15 protein-coding genes and 1 pseudogene are annotated in these 13,618 nt (G+C 60.0%); 4 read left to right on the top strand and 12 right to left on the bottom strand.

The features are described from left to right. The first annotated feature begins 302 nt into the window (after window positions 1-302). Window positions 303-1,148 (top strand): SDR family oxidoreductase, encoded by an 846-nt coding sequence (locus tag K5E40_RS01935; protein WP_047531038.1) that lies wholly within the window; start codon window positions 303-305, stop codon window positions 1,146-1,148. A 79-nt stretch (window positions 1,149-1,227) separates the two neighbouring features. Continuing rightward, window positions 1,228-2,112, top strand: a complete 885-nt coding sequence (locus tag K5E40_RS01930; RefSeq protein WP_047531040.1) for a DMT family transporter — start codon at window positions 1,228-1,230, stop codon at window positions 2,110-2,112. Here K5E40_RS01930 and K5E40_RS34840 read toward each other — a convergent pair. From K5E40_RS34840 to K5E40_RS01890, 11 genes and pseudogenes are all read right to left on the bottom strand, one after another. After that, window positions 2,102-2,476, bottom strand: coding sequence for a hypothetical protein (locus K5E40_RS34840; RefSeq protein ID WP_232243799.1), 375 nt, complete (start codon window positions 2,474-2,476; stop codon window positions 2,102-2,104). The genes K5E40_RS01930 and K5E40_RS34840 overlap by 11 nt on opposite strands. Further along, entirely contained in the window at window positions 2,461-2,928 is a 468-nt protein-coding gene (locus K5E40_RS34835) for a hypothetical protein (RefSeq protein WP_224788052.1), read from the bottom strand. Before K5E40_RS34835 ends, K5E40_RS34840 begins: the two co-directional genes overlap by 16 nt. A gap of 125 nt (window positions 2,929-3,053) precedes the next feature. After that, window positions 3,054-3,302: a hypothetical protein gene (locus tag K5E40_RS34830; protein WP_224788051.1), complete on the bottom strand. Its 249-nt coding sequence runs from the start codon at window positions 3,300-3,302 to the stop codon at window positions 3,054-3,056. Beyond that, window positions 3,299-4,336, bottom strand: coding sequence for an amidohydrolase family protein (locus K5E40_RS01920; RefSeq protein WP_047531042.1), 1,038 nt, complete (start codon window positions 4,334-4,336; stop codon window positions 3,299-3,301). The genes K5E40_RS34830 and K5E40_RS01920 overlap by 4 nt, the downstream gene beginning before the upstream one ends. 210 nt (window positions 4,337-4,546) lie before the next feature. Next, complete coding sequence (locus K5E40_RS01915; protein ID WP_047531045.1) at window positions 4,547-5,908, bottom strand: DUF1329 domain-containing protein; 1,362 nt, start codon at window positions 5,906-5,908, stop codon at window positions 4,547-4,549. A gap of 27 nt (window positions 5,909-5,935) precedes the next feature. Further along, window positions 5,936-7,602: pseudogene (locus K5E40_RS01910) on the bottom strand (DUF1302 domain-containing protein). A gap of 64 nt (window positions 7,603-7,666) precedes the next feature. Continuing rightward, window positions 7,667-9,157, bottom strand: a complete 1,491-nt coding sequence (locus tag K5E40_RS01905) for an aldehyde dehydrogenase family protein (RefSeq protein WP_221729432.1) — start codon at window positions 9,155-9,157, stop codon at window positions 7,667-7,669. Further along, window positions 9,154-9,786, bottom strand: a complete 633-nt coding sequence (locus K5E40_RS34825; protein ID WP_260455479.1) for a GMC family oxidoreductase — start codon at window positions 9,784-9,786, stop codon at window positions 9,154-9,156. The genes K5E40_RS01905 and K5E40_RS34825 overlap by 4 nt, the downstream gene beginning before the upstream one ends. Before the next feature lie 93 nt (window positions 9,787-9,879). Next, window positions 9,880-10,785 (bottom strand): GMC family oxidoreductase, encoded by a 906-nt coding sequence (locus K5E40_RS34820; RefSeq protein WP_260455478.1) that lies wholly within the window; start codon window positions 10,783-10,785, stop codon window positions 9,880-9,882. A 52-nt stretch (window positions 10,786-10,837) separates the two neighbouring features. Further along, complete coding sequence (locus K5E40_RS01895) at window positions 10,838-11,104, bottom strand: ferredoxin (protein WP_224788048.1); 267 nt, start codon at window positions 11,102-11,104, stop codon at window positions 10,838-10,840. Then, entirely contained in the window at window positions 11,043-11,756 is a 714-nt protein-coding gene (locus K5E40_RS01890) for a cytochrome P450 (protein ID WP_052193594.1), read from the bottom strand. Before K5E40_RS01890 ends, K5E40_RS01895 begins: the two co-directional genes overlap by 62 nt. A 239-nt stretch (window positions 11,757-11,995) precedes the next feature. Here K5E40_RS01890 and K5E40_RS34815 point away from each other — a divergent pair, with 239 nt between their 5' ends. After that, complete coding sequence (locus K5E40_RS34815) at window positions 11,996-12,247, top strand: TetR/AcrR family transcriptional regulator (RefSeq protein ID WP_224788047.1); 252 nt, start codon at window positions 11,996-11,998, stop codon at window positions 12,245-12,247. A gap of 36 nt (window positions 12,248-12,283) precedes the next feature. Beyond that, the gene (locus tag K5E40_RS34810) at window positions 12,284-12,619 is read left to right on the top strand and encodes a TetR-like C-terminal domain-containing protein (RefSeq protein WP_311775936.1); all 336 of its coding nucleotides are present in this window, start codon (window positions 12,284-12,286) and stop codon (window positions 12,617-12,619) included. Window positions 12,620-12,624: 5 nt separating this feature from the next. On the opposite strand, the gene K5E40_RS01880 is transcribed toward K5E40_RS34810, so the two are convergent. Further along, window positions 12,625-13,536 (bottom strand): LysR family transcriptional regulator, encoded by a 912-nt coding sequence (locus K5E40_RS01880; RefSeq protein WP_047531052.1) that lies wholly within the window; start codon window positions 13,534-13,536, stop codon window positions 12,625-12,627. Between the last annotated feature and the right edge of the window lie 82 nt (window positions 13,537-13,618).

Raw genomic sequence — 13,618 nt, 5'->3', positions numbered from 1 at the left:
CTGGCACGCTCCAGGACCACTTTCCTCCTCAGCTGAAAGCCACCGTAACGGATCAGAGCCAACAATTCCACATAAAGATTTCAATTCTATATACAGAATTTCTAACCCGTTTCCCTGGAGGGAAGTTTCGGCCAGGGGCGATGCCAGGCTAAATACTGCACACAAAATACATAAACGTTCAAATAATCTTTGACGCTTTTCACCTTTGGGCTTTCAATAGCTCCGACACACCCCTTGAATTCGGCGTGTCCGGCATGAAAAACGGCAGTTGAACCGGCAGAAAAAAAACAACAGGAGCCAGCATGAACATTGATTTGAGTGGCAAGCGCGTAATCATTACGGGCGCGTCCCGGGGCATCGGCCTGGCCATCGCCCGGGCGTTCGCGGCGGAAGGGGCGCGCGTAGCGATTTGCGCCCGCAGCGAGTCAGCCGTCCGCGAAGCCGGAGAGGAGCTCTCGCAGCATGCCCAGGCGGTCATAGCCCGTGCGGTCGACGTCACCGACAGTGATGGTGTCAAAGCTTTCGTGGCGGAAGTTGCACACGCCTGGGGCGGTGTCGATGTGCTGGTGAACAACGCCGGTCAAGGTCGTGGCGGCAATCTCGATACCCTGACACCCGAGGTCATCCTCGAACACGCCAACATTCTGCAGATGGGCCACTTCCGTTTCGTCCAGGCCGTGGTGCCGTTCATGCGCGAACAGCGCTGGGGGCGAATCATCGAAATCAATGCCCTCGCCGGCGCGATTCCTACGCCCGACGGCATTCCTTCGGTGATCAACCGCGCATCGTGCATCGCCCTCTCCCGCTCTTTGGGCATGTCGCTGCCCAAGGACAACATCCTGGTCAACAGCCTGAACATGGGCTGGATCGACACCGGCCAATGGGACCGTCACTACAAGGAAATGGGGCCGGGTGTCAGTCGTGAGGAGTTCGATGCCATGGTGATGAAAGTCGTGCCGCTCGGGCGCTACGGCAAGCCAGAAGACGTGGCGGGCATGGCACTTTTCCTAGCCAGCGAATATGCCAGTTTTATCAGCGCGGCCTCGATCGACATTGCCGGCGGTATGGGCGGCCAGATTGCTTACTTCCCGACCCTCAAGCGGGATTTCGCCGTGGCCATCGCGGCACGAAACGCTGCCAGCGAATAACGCGAGCATTCACTGACTGCCGTGAACGCGGCAGCAGTCCTGGTGCGCTCTGCGCGCCCTCAACGTTGGCGCGTCCTCGATGAATCTGCTGATACCTGTCCTCGCCACACTGATCTGGGCTGCCAGTACGGTGGTCAATCGCCTGTCGGTCGGGGTGATCGACCCGGCAGCCATTTCCTTCTATCGCTGGCTGATCGCGTTGCTGGTGTTATCGCCGGTGTTGTTGCCCAGGGTCTGGCGCTTGCGTCGGCAGATTCGGCCGCACCTGCCAAAGCTCGGGGTGCTGGGGCTGCTCGGCATGTCGCTGTACCAATCGTTAGCCTACTTCGCAGCGCACACGATCAGTGCCACCTCCATGGGCCTGATTCTGGCGACCATGCCGCTGCTGACCGTGCTCCTGGCCTTTCCGGTGCTCAATACGCGACCGACCGCGACACTGCTGGTCGGCGCGCTGATTTCATTTGCCGGACTGATCTGGTTGCTGACCGCCGGCGACTTGTCTTCGCTGTGGCAGCATGGCGTTGGCCAAGGCGAACTGCTGATGTTGCTGGCGTCGCTGTCGTACGCGCTGTACTGCGTGCTGGTGAAGCGCTGGCAGATTCCCCTGCCGACCTGGGAAAGCCTTTATGTACAGATAGCCTGCGGCACCTTGCTGCTGGTGCCGCCCTTTTTACTGGCACCGTCGATTGCCCTGACCGCCAGGAACATTCCGCTGGTGCTGTTCGCCGGCCTGTTCGCCTCGGCGTTGGCCCCCGGTTTGTGGATGCGCGGCCTGCAGACCCTTGGCGGAGAGAAAACCGCGGTTTTGATGAACCTAGTGCCGTTGTTTACCGCGGTATTGGCGATTGTGCTGCTTGGGGAAACCTTGCACCTGTACCACGCCGTGGGTGGCGGATTGATTTTGCTGGGGATTGGATTGGCACAGTGGAAACCCGCGCGGGTGCTGGCTCGGATCACGACCTGAGCGACACGCGCTGGCCTTGCTCATCCTCCAACAGGTGCTGATAGGCTGGCGTCAACGGCCGGGCGCCCTGCCCCAGGGTCGACGTGCGGCGCTGCTTGCGCCCGTGGGTGAGCAAACGCACGGTATCGAAATCTTTGGCGGCGGCAAAAAACCGCTCCACCATCGGTAACCCGGTCTGTCCCCAGTCATCCATGTTCGACATCCAGGTCTGCATGCCCCAGACCGGCCAACGCCGCAACTGCTCCCAGGCGGCGTCCTGGCCCAGCACGCCTTCGGCACCGAGGCTGGTCAGTTTATCCCGGTACACCTCTAACAGGCGCCATGCATCGGCGCGACGCTCCGCCACGGTCAGCGCACCCAGCATGAAGTACGTAACGTCGCGCCATGGCCGGCCGTATCGGGCGAGTTGCCAATCCATCCAGACCCACTGGCCGTCGCTGCGTAAAAAGCTGTTGCCCTGATGGGAGTCCCATGGATCATACAGCCGGGTGACGTCTGCTCCAGTTCGAAGGCAGCCAGTTCGTCAAAGGCATGGCTGAACAACTCCGGTTTCTCGTACATCCATGTCGGCAACAGTTGCTGGTATTCCGGTTTGCGCAGATTGACCTTGATGTAGTTGTACATGCGCAGCAGGCCGTCGCTGTCCACCGGGTTGTCCATCGACTGTGGCAGCCAGCTTTGCCTCTGCAATTGCCGACTGTTCCAGGTTGCCGCGTGCAGCGTCACAAGTGACTCCAGCCCCCGGGCGACCCCGTCCATACCGAGGCGATCGGTGCTGTGACCGAAATGCCCGACGGCCAGGCCGAGGTCTTCCATCACCACCACACCACGAGCACCGCCATTGGCGTCCCAGTCGGTGAAATAGAGGGCTGGCAGCGCCGCGTCGGGCCATAAAAGCGCGCTTCCAGCTCACAGATATCGCCGCTCTCGAAACCCTCGGATCAGTTCGACTTCAGGCACACATGCGGCGGAATGCCCGCACGCTGGCCGACCTCGTTCAACTCGAGTCTGGCGCGGAGTTTGGTGGTGTGGCCGTTACGGACCTCGACCACGGTCAACGCCAAGACCTCGATGCCTGGGTAGCGCGGCTGTAATAACTGCGTGAGCCACGTCGCATTGACCTCGCCCAGTTGCCGAGGCAGGCGCCCGCTACACTGCGGGTATGGCCGCCCCAGCGGGCTAGCCGTCACGGCGTCAGCACCCGACCAGCGTTGGCCGGCACCTTCAGCTTGAGCAGTTCGATCGCGTTACCGCTGCGAATCCGCTCGCGGTCTTCAGCGGACAAGCCGATGCCTTCGGTCAGATCGCCATGGTCATACGCACCACCAAAGTTGGTGCCGTACAACAGACGCTCCGCGCCGACCACCTCGGCGACACCGCGGCGCAAGCCGGGCGCATGAACGTCAAGGTCGAAGTAAAAGTTCTGCAGGTAATCCATCAACGGTCGCTGGTTGCGCGAGTCCGGTGCCATGGCCCGGTTCAGTTCGCTCAGGCGTCCCAACTGGAATACCGCCATGCCACCGGCGTGGGTGATGTAGGTTTTCAACGTCGGGAAAACATCCAGTGCGCCGCCGCAGATCAGGTACCAGAAGAACAGCGTTTCATCGACGCAGTCACCGACGATGGAGGTGGTTTCGAACTTGTCGTCGGTGTGTTTTTCGCCCCAGTAAATCGACTGGTTGAAGCCATGCACCATGATCGGTACATCCAGCTGGGTGAGTTTTTCCCAGACGGGGAACAGGCGTTCGTCGTGAGCCTCCAGACCATTGAAGTTGGCCCCGCCGACGCACACACCCTTGGCGCCCAACTGAGTCACCGCGCGTTCAATTTCCTTCGCAGCGTTTTGCGGGTCCGCAAGGTTGGCGTGGCACCAGAAATCGAAGTGGTCGGGATCAGCCCGGCAAAATGCCGACAACTCGTCGTTGCAAATGCGCGCGTATTCATTGGCGAAATCACCCGCCCAATACATAAAACAGTGAGACGGCGTGGACATCACCAGTTTGTCGACACCCCGCTCGGCCATTAGCTTGCGACGGCTGGCGTGGCTCATACGCGCGAGGATATTGGCCTGCGCTTCGGCATCCGTCGCGGCTTTGGCCGGTTGCTTGGTGCCGAGGGAAAAATGCCCCACGGTCAGCCCCTGCACTTTCATGAATGGCCCCCAGAACTCGTGGCGGTTCAGCATGCCCTCAGTCAGCAAGTGGGCGTGGACATCAATCAGCATGGCGTTCTCCTTGTTGTAATTAGCCAGCAGACCGAACGACCCGCTCGCAGGGCATTCGGATCAATTTAAGGGATAACTGCGCCTCCAATAATATAAACACATTTCTAATATGTGTTCATTTAAATATGAGTCGCAGGGCTACCTTTTTATAAAATCCGCACAAAAAAAAGTGGCCCTCTCAGGCCGCAAATGCGTGTCCACTCGATGAAATCAGCGTTGGGTCTCCTGGGAAACAATCGACTCAGGTTTCATGTCGCGCTCCGATAGCGGCGCATCGTGCACCCGATACCCGCCCTTGAGGCCATCGTTGAGCAATGACCACATGCCTTTGTTGAAGTCATAACTGACGTTTTTCACCGTGTACGGCAGGTTTTTGTCGTACAGCTGCACGCCGCTCTGGAACAGCGCGCGATACAGCACCCCGCCCTGGTCCCAGGCGTCATAAAGGCCGGCACCAAAGGTGTCTTCGTCGAGGTAGTAGGTGCGCTTGCTGTAGACGTGGCGTTTGCCCGGTTTCAGAGTCGCTTCCACCACCCACACCCGGTGCAGTTCCCAGCGCTCGCAAGCCGGGTTGGCATGATGCGGCTTGAACTGTTCTTCCTGGCCGCAACTGAAGTAGAACTTGTAGGCGTTGTACGGAATGTACATCTCCTTGCGGCCCACCAGTTTGTAGTCGAAACGGTCCTGGCTACCGGAGAACATCTGCAATTCGTCGAACAGGTTCACACCGCCCTGGTTGGGCACCGGCGTGTCGTAGGCGAACTCCGGCGCCAACTTGATGCGGCGCATCCCTGGGGTGTAGCTCCAGGCACGCCGTGGCTGGCTTTGCGGGTCGAGGTAGTCGGCGAGGATGATCAGTTGCCCGGCGCTGCGAGCCGGGTAACTGTCCAGTGCCCAGGCGCGGTAGTACAACTGCGGATCGCGATCGGCCTGTTGAGTCTGGTAGTACGGCGCCTCTTCCATGGTCGCGGACTCGGCGGTCTTGGTCACCGAACCCTGGGAATCTACTACCCAACTGTTGGACGATGCCGTGGTGGTGTAACCCGTGCCCTTGTAGCGCAGTTGCTGATTCCAGATGACTTCATTGCCGTTTTGCGGCAGCGGGAACGGCAGCCCTCCTCGGCACGCCGGATCGACCGCGAGGTTGTCCTTGGTCGTGCGGCAGTTGCTGGCGTTGCGCTGCGAGGCATCGAGCAACGCTTGCGGGTACGCCGCGGTGCGGTGGGTCGGGTAAATATCCAGGTAGTAGCCGGGAAATTTACTCAGCAGCATTTTTTGCCCGCCGCTCAAGCGGTCGGCGTACTGCTCCATGTTTTTCGAGTTGATCCGCAGCAGCGGTTTTTCATCCTTGAAGGGGTCGGCCCAGAAGCCGCTGTCGGGCTTGAAGCCAGGCGGACTCTGCGTCAGGCCACCCGTGTACGGAGGAATGCTGCCATCGGCATTGCCCGCGATAATCGCACCGAATGGCGTCAGGGTTTTACCGATTTGTGCAACCTGGTCGGCCGGTGCCGCAGCCAGGCTGGCGGTGGCAATGCTCAACAGCGCCACCGCCCATGGAAATTGTCCTTTCATAAACAGGTACTCCGCTTCTTGGCTTTTTTAGATGGAGGTTTTGAAGGTAAAGGCCAGCCAGCCACGGTCGGTTCCGCCTACGGCGCCGTTACCCCCGACGGTGTCCCCGGGAATGTGCTTCGATTGGGCGTGGGTGTCGGAGTAACGCAAGCCAAATTCGTAACGCTGGGCATACGTCAGCTGCACGCCGGCAGACCAGGTCAACGCGCCTTCGTTACCACCGCCGGCGCTGGCGGCGTTGCCCGACAGGCCATAATTGACGGTCAGCGGCACGGTCATGTCCCAAGATGGAAATACCGACAGGTATTGCGGTGTGTAATTGACCGCGATGGCCGCGTAATCTCGGGTCGAACAGCCGTCGCGTTTGTCCCCTGAACCGGGCGTGCCGACTCGTGGATCGACACAGTTGCTGCTGTTCTCACCCAGGTAAAGTTCTTCGTGCTCGGTTACTTTGCGCAGGTGGCTGTAGGCGAACTCGCCGATCAGCGTGGCGTTGTTGGCGATAAAGTTACGCGGCACGCCATACACGGCGTTGGCGACGAAGTGGAACGTATCGCCACGCGGCCCTTCGTTGTCAGAAGGATCGACGCCGACCGCATTCAACGCACCGCCCTTGCGATACGAAATCTCGCTTCCGATCGACACCGTGTCGAGCACAGTCGACAAACTCAAGCCGACCAGTTTGACGCTGCGTGGGTACACCAGACGGTAGCTGCCGGTAGCGGCCGAGACTTCTGGCGCCAGCCAGGGTTGGTAGTCATCGAACTGGCGGTAATACGCGCCCAACGTCGATTGAATTGCTTCAACGTCGTACTTGGCCATCAGACCCCAGTTGGCGGAGTCGCGACCGTATTTCGATTTCTCCCGGTTAAAGGAAAAACCCGGGGCTACCGGCAAGCGGTCCGGGCCTTCGAAAAACGGGTCCGCCGCGCCGAAGTAGGTGCCGCCGTACGGGATACGGGTGTAATCCCATTCGTAGAAATACTGCGCGGCCAGGGTCAGGTTGTCGGTGGCCTGGGCCTTGACGGAAATCTGCCCGATGGGCAAGAACACTTCCTTGGTTTCGATACCTGGACTGGTCACCGCCTTGGCCCCATCAAGTGGTGCTTGCGAATAGGAAATCGCATGGGCGCCGAATAGCAATCCCTCGCCCCAGTAATTGGTATGGCGGCCGATCTTGACGTTCACCGAAGCATCGCCCAGGCGCAGGTTCTTCCAGACAAAGGCATCGAGAATTTCCCCCACGGCCCTTCGACGTAGCGCTTCACTTCAGAGCTGTAGTGATCGTTGTCGTAGCTGGTCTGGAAGCCGGCAACATGACTGCGCACATCGTTATCGTGGTACGCCTGGTCATACCAGCCGGCAGCGCTGAGCCGCGCTCCCCAGTCCTTGCGGTAGGCAAAATCGAGTTCGGTGAGCAAGTCGATGCGGTTGGTGACGATGTCGCCCTTGTCGAACTTGCCGTCGGATTCATCGTAGTTGGGGTTGTTCATGATGCGCCGGTCCTGGTCCTCCATGCGCATCCCCAGGTTGTAGCGCAGGGTGTTGTCCCAACGCAGGTGAAAGTCCGGGTTGGACAGTTCGATCGGCGCCGCCAGCACCGCACCACCGTAACCCAACGCCATTTCCCCGACCGCCAGCAGTACCATCGCCCGCTGGGCTCGCATGCGCCCCTGTTTACTCATCTTTTTCATGCAAACCACCTTTTGTTTTTATTGTCAGTCGTTTTGGCTGCACCCCGGCCGCAGGGCGTCATGGCTAGCGCCCGATGGGGTAAATGATGGATTTTTCCTGGGTGAACTCTTTAAGCCAGTTCGGCCCGAATTCGCGACCCAGGCCTGAACGTTTGAAGCCGCCAATCGGCGCATAAGGCAGGCTGCCGCTGCCGCCATTGATGTACACGCTGCCCGCACGAACGCGTCTGGCCAGGGCGTAGGCGGTGGCGGCATCGGCCGAGGCCACGGCAGCGTTGAGGCCAAAGCGCGAATCATTGGCGATGGCCACGGCTCCGTCATCGCTGTCGAAACCGATCACCCCCCCCACCGGCCCGAAGATTTCCTCTTGGGCAATCAGCATGTCGTTGCGCACGTCATCGAACAGGGTGATGTCGCTGAAAAAGCCCTGGCTCAGGTACGCAGGCCGCCCCCCACCACACACCAGCGTGGCCCCGGCGTCGCGGCCGCTGGCGATGAAATGCTCGACCTTGGCGCGCTGGGACTCGCGGATCAGCGGGCCCATCATCACGCTGGGGTCCGCCGGATCACCGACCTTCCACTGCCCGGAAATGGCTTTGGCGCATTGCACGAATTGCTCACGTACCGAGTGATGCACCACGAAGCGCGTAAGCAACGCACAGCCCTGCCCCGCGTTGACCGCCAGCCCGGCGACGGCCCCCAAGACGGTGACCTGAATGTCGGCATCGGCGCGCACGATCAATGCCGATTTGCCACCCAGTTCCAGATGCACGCGCTTCAGGGTCGGCGCCGCTTGACTCATGATGCTCATGCCCACCGTTTCCGAACCGGTGAACGAGACCATGTCCACCCGCGGGTCGCTGCTCAGCAGGCTGCCCACTTCAATACCGCCGGTGACAATGTTGAGTACGCCCTTGGGCAGGCCGATTTCTTCAGCGATCTGACCGAACAACAGCGCCGAGTACGGGGTAAATGGCGAAGGCTTGAGCACCAGGGTGTTGCCGGCCAGCAAGGCTGGAAACACCTTGGCCAGATTGAGCAGAAACGAAAAGTTGTAGCCGGTGATACCGGCCACCACCCCAATCGCCTCACGCTCCACCGTGCCGCTGCCGAGGATCATCGGCCCGGTCGGGTTGAAGGGATTGGGATTGGCCTGCACCGGAATCTGCAGGCTGTCACTGTCCAGAGACTGCTCGATCGCGGTCAGCACATGGCCCAGCGGCATGTCCACCTGCATGGCGTAAGTCACGCCTTGCGAGCAACCGACTTCAGCAATGATCAGCGCGGCAAGCTGCTCCCTTTTGGCCACCAAAGCGGCGTGCATCCGCCGCATGTACCCGACTCGTTCGGCCATGCTCAACCACGGCCAAGGGCCGTTATCAAAGGCGTTGCGAGCAGCGGCAATGGCCGCGTCGGCGCTGTGCAGATCACCGCTCGGTGCATGACCGATGACCGCTTCGGTGGCCGGGTTGAGCACCGCTTCGCGCGGACCGTTGACACCCACCCACGCACCATCGATGTACAGCTTGTCCAGCTGGGTAAAGGGAACTCTCATGGTGTTGGATCTCCTGAGACTTTGCCGGTGATAATTTCTGCAGCGCGCATGGCAATGGCAATGGCCATGGCCATGGCTGAGGCATTGGTGTTGCCAGAAACCAGGCACGGCATCACCGAGGTGTCGACCACACGCAGCCCCTCGACGCCACGCACTCGCAGTTCGGGGTCGAGCACCGACGCGCTGTCGGCACCCATGCGACAGGTCCCCGAAACGTGATAGGCGGTCTGGCCGAAGCGGCGGAACGCGGCAAGAATTTGCGCGTCGCTTTCTACCTTCGGCCCCGGTGTCAGCTCGCCGACAATGAATGGCTTGAGCACCGGCTGTGCAGCCAGACGGCGGAACCAGCGAAACAAGGCAATCGCGGAGGTACGATCGATCTCGGCGCTCAAGTAATTGGCGTTGATCCGGGGTGGAACCGTCGCGTCCGCCGATTGAATGCGCACCTCACCCTGGCTCTGCGGACGCAGGAAATAGCCACCGATGATCAGGCCGGGCTGCTTGTCGATTTCGACTTTGTTGCCGTCGCCGTCCATGGAATAGAGGCTGACGCCGATTTGCGCGTCCGGAAGATCCAGCTCCGGGCGCGTCTTGAAGAAACCACCGGCCTCGTGGGCGGCATGGGTCATCGGTCCCTTCTTGCGCAAAAAGTATTGGGCCACTGCACCGAGTAACCCAATCCCATGGAAGCAGTGATTGAAGCTGCCACGGGTGACCCGGTACTACATGGCCATGTACACGTGCTCACGCAGGTTGCGCCCGACCTCGGGGGCGTCGTGCAGCACACTGATACCCAGCGAGTTCAACAATGCGGCCGGGCCGATGCCAGACAGTTGCAAGAGCTTCGGCGATTCAATGGCACCGGCGCACAACAACACCTCGCGCCGCACGTCGAAGCGTCCCTTGCCGGCATTGTTGTTGACCAGCACGGCACAGGCACGGTGATTGCTGAACTCGATGCGTTGCACATCCGTGCTGGTCATAACAGTCAAGTTCGGGCGTGTACGCACCGGGTCGAGAAAGGCTTTAGCTGCCCTGAATCGCTGGCCTTTCCAAGTGGTTTGCGGCTGATAGCCAAAGCCACCCTGGGTGACCGAGTCGATATGATTAGTGTCTTCAGTACGCGCCACACCCAGCTCACCGGCCGCGTTGATGACGGCATCGCACAGGGCGTGGCCCGACGGGTGCACGGTGACTTTGAGCGGGCCACCGACTCCGCGCCATTGGCTCTTGCCCAACTGGTGGTCTTCGAGGACGACAAACTGCCGGCCCATGTCTTTCCAGCCCCAGCCCGCGCAGCCTTGCGCTTCCCAATGGTCATAGTCGGCTGGCGCTCCGCGCACATAGACCATTCCGTTGACCGAACTGGAGCCGCCGATTGTTTTGCCCTTGAGCCATTGCTCGTCGGTCATACCCTCGCCGCGTGCGGCCTTGTAGCTCCACACATGCGGATTGCCAGGGCAGAGCAGTTTGCCAATGCCACGGGGCATGGCAATCAACGGGCTGGTGTGATCCGGTCCGCTCTCGATCAGCAGCACCGAAACGGTCGAGTCGGCAGACAAGCGATTGGCCAGGATGCAGCCGGATGACCCCGCACCGATAATGATGTAGTCGTAGGTTTTGCTCATTGTGGTTCTTCTTTCGCTGGTTGCTGTAAGCCTTCCATCTCCAGGGCGGTACTCACCGGTGTTCGTCGGATGTATCGCGAACCTCGATGACCCGTTCCGGGCAGGCACGGGCACCGCGTTTTGCCAGCCCCTCTTGCCCAATCGGCACACTGAAGCCGCTGCTGGCGATGTAGCCGTTGTCATCGAGTGGATAGAGCGCGGGCGCGACGTTGTTGCAGCGGGCATGACCTACGCAGTCGGAGTTGATGCCGAGCATTTCATCGTCCGTCAGCGGCCGACCGTCGATCTGACTGTTCAGCAGATAGCTGGTAGAAGTCATCACCGGGATCGGCACGACGCTCGGCGATGTGGTTGCGGATCCAGGCGGTGATCGCCCCCGCGTTGTCGGTCACCGTTTGCAGGTCGACGCTTTTGATCAGCGTCTGCGTCCAGTGCTGGAACAATGGCCGGTCTTCCAGCGGCCAGCCCATCAGGGTCAAGAAGATCAACGTGGGAAACGGTTTGGCGAACGCTTCGTTGAAATCGCAACGACCGTCGGCTTGCACCTCGTCAATCAGCTGGTTGGCCAACTGGCGAATGTTCTGCTCCAGCGCGTCAACCTTTTTCGGTGTGAACAGCGGGTTGAGCAATGCGCGATATTTGGCGTGTTCAGGTGGAACGATTTCCAGTGGCGCCAGGCGCCAGCTTTCCCCGAGCAACATCGCGTAGGGTGTCAAGCCGACACTGCTGAAGGTCTGAGGGTCTTGCAAAATGCGCCGCAGGTCCTCGGCACGCCGAGGTACCCAAGTGCCGGGTAAAAAGCCCAGACGTGGAATCCAGAAAATCGGTGGGGTCGTCTGGTGCAGTTCGGCGGCCCAGGTGTAAGCATTTTCACCCTGGGCGGTGAGCTCTGCCCATAGATCGAAATCGCGGACAAGGTGCTTGGGAATGTGCGCAGGAACAGGTGCAGGCGTTTCAGGAGCGTTATTCATTATTGTTCTCCAGGTCTCTATCGGACTGGAGAAACGGTAAGGCCGCAGGAACAAAGCCACAACGAACAGAAGCGCAAATCTGTACGGCACAAACGGAATTAATTAACACTTTCACTTAAAATGTTCTAAAACCAACCCTACTGGTGCAAAACATCCTCTGTCATTGTGTGCTGATCACCGCCGAGAAGCTCTTGTACCCGCCGTCATGAAACCAATAAAAAGCGCTGCCGAGGTTCAGAATGTCTCACCTTGCTTCCGTGCAAACAGCCGATAAAAATCACGCCAGTCAACGCCACGCCTTGCGTTCCCAACGCACCCGGGAATTGTTGCTGGACCACATGTATCGCCTGGCGCTGGAGAAGGGCTACGAGGGAATTACGGTCCAGCAAATACTGGACAGTACAGGGGTCGCGCGCTCCACCTTCTACGCGCACTTTCGCGACAAGGAGGACCTGATCGTCGCCGGGTACGAAGCCATTGGCGTTCCCTAGACCAAGGTCACCGAAGTCGATGGCGACCGCCGTGTCCTGCTGGATGTTTCGGCCTGGCTGTTCAGCGCCACCGAACGTCATGCGGCACTGACGACGGCGTTCTTCAGCGGCCCGGGACAGAACGTGATTCTCGCGCACCTGGAAAACATCTTGATCATCCAGGTCCGGGAACACTACCGGAAACAGGGTCTGTACCAAATCGATCAACTGCGTGGCGAGGCCGCCGTGCGCTGTTTCGTCGGTGCCTTGGTGGGGCTGTGGTTGTGGTGGGTGCGCCACGACTATCCGAACCCGGCGCGGGAAATGACCGAAACCTTCGACAGCTTGATGAACAACGGCACCTGGCCGCCTGACAACAGCGTGCGCCAGTAGCGGGATCAAGAGGCGCAGGCCATGATCAGAAACTGCCGGAATGCCTGGGCCGGCGCCGACAAACAGTTATCTGGCAGCCAGATCAGCCCCAGTTCCATAGGTGGAATCACGTCCACCAACGGGCGGATTTCAATCTTTTTGCCTTCCAGGGACCAGGCCCGGTAGAGCATGTCCGAGAGAATGGTCACACCGAAACCATGCCCCACCAGCCCGCGCAACGCCTCCATGGAAGAGGTGCGAAAAGCCACCTTGGGTGCCAGTCCGCGGGATTCCCAATAGCGCATGGTGGAGGTCTCCCCCTCATCGACCGTGGCCAGGATGTAGGCATGCTCGGCGACGTCTTCGAGATTGATCGATGTGGCAGACATCAATGGGTGCTGACTTGCCAGCCAGAGTTGGCGGCGCGAACGAATCAGCACATGGTGAGCAAAACCGTGCAAGTTAGGCGTGTTGGAGACAATCGCCAGGCCCAAGTCGAGGTCGCCATTGCTCAGGGCTGCTTCAATGCTCTGGCGGTCCATGTCGATCAGGTCGATCTCTACCTGAGGGTAGCTACGTTTGAAGCGTGCCAGCAGCGCTGGCAGAAAGTAGCCGAGCACCGTGTAGGAGGCACCCACACGCACGGTTCCTTGCATGGCGTGGCCGAGAAACAGCGGTTCACTGAGAGCGTCCTGCAGCGTGTCGAGAATGTGCCGCGCATGCTGGGAAAACTTGTTGCCTTCAGCGGTCAGCGCCACGCCATGGGGCAAGCGGTCGAACAAGCTGACGCCCATGGACTGTTCCAGATGCAACACCGCCGCAGTAATCGCCGACTGCGATACATGCGCCTTCAGCGCCGCCTGGGAAAACTGGCCGGCGTCGGCGGCGGCAACGAAATAGCGAAGTTGACGCATGGAAATATCTTTGCCTTTCGTCATCTGATTTTCTGATACCTGCCGCCTGAATATATGAAACAGCTCGGTCTACGGGCTGGTTACACTCGAGACCGGGTAGCTGCCC

Origin of the sequence: Pseudomonas baetica, assembly GCF_019733355.1 — a bacterium.
Taxonomy (GTDB): Bacteria; Pseudomonadota; Gammaproteobacteria; order Pseudomonadales; family Pseudomonadaceae; genus Aquipseudomonas; species Aquipseudomonas baetica_A.
Note: the sequence above shows the minus strand (reverse complement) of the source record. Positions and strands in the feature narration are given on the sequence as shown.